We start from the raw sequence: 2,627 nt of genomic DNA on the forward strand, positions 1-2,627 counted from the left end.
TTCATGCCGCCTGACAGATTGGAGATTTTTTTCTTTTTCACATCGGAGAGCGAAAGAATGTCCAACAAATGATTGATCTTTTTGGTAGTTGCCATTGTGGGAATATCTTTCAGCGCAGCCACATACTCCAAATAATCTTTGACCGTAAAATCCCGGTGATACCCAAAGTCCTGCGGCAGAAAGCCAAACTTGCTTCGGTAGACTTCACCCAACTCTCGAATGTTTTTTCCGTCATAGTAAACTGCTCCGCTGGTTGGTATCATAATATCGGCAATCATGCGCATGAGCGTGGTTTTCCCTGCACCATTCGCTCCCAAAAGTCCCCAAATGCCGGGAGTCAATGTCAGATTGACATCATTTACTGCTGTTTTGTCTTTGAACTGCTTGCTTAAATGCTCTATTTTCAGTTCCATGCTTACACTCCTTTCTTTTGCTTCAGCTGAACAATAAAAAGCCCTTGTTCGATAATCATTGTACCGAACAAAGGCTTTTCAATCTCAAAAATCACACGCTTAAATTCCTAAGTAATTCCTAAGATCACAGTCTTATTTTCCTAAGCGGAAAGGGGTAATGTAATCACAAAGTCTATGGTTTCGTTTTGACTGGATGCAGTAATCTTTCCACCATGTAAATGTATAATTTCTTCCGCAATAGAAAGGCCAAGTCCCGCACCACCTGTATTAGAAAGCCGAGCATCATCCAAGCGATTGAATTTTTCAAATATACTGTTAAGCTGTTCCTGTGGAATTGTTTTTCCACGATTTTCAAAAGTGATCTGAATATCATGCTCTAACCGTTTGGCGGATATAGTGATTTCTGTCTGCGGGTAACTATATGACGCAGCATTTCGTAAAAGATTACTGAAAACTCTCGCCAGCTTTTCGGGATCAGCATTCACAGATAAGTTGTCCTCCGCAGTAAATACCGCCGTGTTGCCATTTGCAGAGAGTGTCGGGTATATTTCATCTATTACCTGCGCAATCAAACAATGTAAATCTACATTTTCTTTTTTGATAATGACCTTATGTGCATTGTACTTGGTAATTTCAAAAAGTTCATTGATGAGCTTTTCAAGGCGTTCTGCCTTATTCAACGCAACTTTTACATACTTTTCCTTTTGCTGTTCAGGCATGTCAGGGGCTTCATGGAGCAGGCTCAAATAGCCGATTACCGTTGTGAGAGGGGTGCGTATATCATGTGCCAGATACATAATAATTTCATTTTTCTTTTCTTCTGCCTCCTTTGCAGCCCGTTTGCTCAACAGAACAGACATTTTAATCTGATTGAGCTGTTCCTCCAGTTCTTTCAGTGGCTCAGACAACGATACTGTATGATTGTTCTGCTCATAGACCGTTTGGGTTGCGTCAATTACTTCATCCAGATAGCCCCACGGCTTTTTCCAATAGTAATTGAAGATACATATAAAGCCGAGCATCAGATACAAAATAAAAAGCAGATCAAGCCGCCAGTAGAGCCATGCAAAAATACCGTTGTCAAATTTTGAAAAGATGTAGTCCAAGATAAGGGTCAAACCATATCCAACAACGGTATAAACCAGCAATGATAGGTATAAGCGCACTTTAAGGCGCTTTTCTGTTGTCATTTCTTTATTCGACATGAGAATACACCTCCTACCGATTAGCAAACAGAAGAAAGCCAAGCAGACCAATCACGGCAACACTTACTATGCCTGCCAGAATGGAAAACAGTCTGTTTGCTTTTATTCTATTTCCAATTAACCGGGCTGCCATCGAATATACAGCAAGCCCCAAAAGACCACCTGCCGTATTTGTAAGTACATCAGTAATATCAGAACGTCCGACTGCTAAGATATACTGCATAGTTTCCAATAAAAAACTTGTTCCAGCAATCAGCATGAACTTCACATATAATTTTGTTCTTGGCAGAAGCATTTGAAGATAAATGCCCATAGGAACAAAAATCAAGAAATTTTCGAGTACCTCTGTTAAGTGAAATGCTGCGCCAACTTCTTTGTCATAGTGAAAAGGAATAAGGTTTATACTCCTTACTTTATCCAGATCACTGATTGAAAACTGTAGTTTGAACAGTATGATCCAAACCAGAAGTGCCAGATAAATTAAGAATAAAATAGTTGCCAAACAATTTGATTTTCTCTTCATAGCGTACTCCTTTCGCTTAAATTTTGTAGCCGACACCCCAAATCGTTTTAATATACTGCGGAGTATCGGAAGTATCGTTCAGTTTCTCGCGCAGATGCCGGATATGCACAGTAATTGTGCTGCTGTTTTTAGAGTAGTATTCATCTTTCCAAACCGCATGAAACAGTTCTTCAATACTTACAACATTCCCAGCATTTGACAAAAGGACGTGGAGAATAGAAAATTCTGTCGGGGTTAGAGAAACAGGTTCCCCATCCAACAAACATTCGTGGGTCTGAACATTCAAGCACAATTTGTTATAGGAAAGTTCCGATGGAACTTTCTCTGTGATGATACCGGGCGAATATTTCTTGTAACGTCTTAACTGCGCTTTCACTCTGGCAACTACTTCAAGTGGGCGAAAAGGTTTTGTCACATAATCGTCCGCTCCCAATGTCAGCCCCGTTATTTTATCCGTTTCCTCAATTTTAGCCGTTAGCATTATGA

The 2,627-nt window shown here is 40.2% G+C and carries 4 protein-coding genes; all 4 read right to left on the reverse strand.

Going from position 1 to position 2,627, the window contains the following annotated elements:
* The coding region (locus M72_RS12410; RefSeq protein WP_141652742.1) for an ATP-binding cassette domain-containing protein at positions 1-413 on the reverse strand (413 nt) is incomplete at its 3' end.
* Between the two features lie 140 nt (positions 414-553).
* Complete coding sequence (locus M72_RS12415; protein ID WP_055068442.1) at positions 554-1,618, reverse strand: sensor histidine kinase; 1,065 nt, start codon at positions 1,616-1,618, stop codon at positions 554-556.
* A 13-nt stretch (positions 1,619-1,631) separates the two neighbouring features.
* Positions 1,632-2,141 carry a VanZ family protein gene (locus tag M72_RS12420; RefSeq protein ID WP_055068443.1) on the reverse strand — a complete coding sequence of 170 codons (510 nt, stop codon included), beginning with the start codon at positions 2,139-2,141 and terminating at the stop codon, positions 1,632-1,634.
* A gap of 16 nt (positions 2,142-2,157) precedes the next feature.
* The coding region (locus M72_RS12425) for a response regulator transcription factor (RefSeq protein WP_055068444.1) at positions 2,158-2,627 on the reverse strand (470 nt) is incomplete at its 5' end.

Source organism: Roseburia faecis, assembly GCF_001406815.1.
Taxonomy (GTDB): Bacteria; Bacillota; Clostridia; order Lachnospirales; family Lachnospiraceae; genus Roseburia; species Roseburia faecis.

What these genes read in the sequence shown, in the direction of transcription:
- M72_RS12415 (WP_055068442.1), bottom strand. Translation starts at nt 1,618, where the DNA reads ATGTCGAATAAAGAAATGACAACAGAAAAGCGCCTTAAAGTGCGCTTA.
- M72_RS12420 (WP_055068443.1), bottom strand. Translation starts at nt 2,141, where the DNA reads ATGAAGAGAAAATCAAATTGTTTGGCAACTATTTTATTCTTAATTTAT.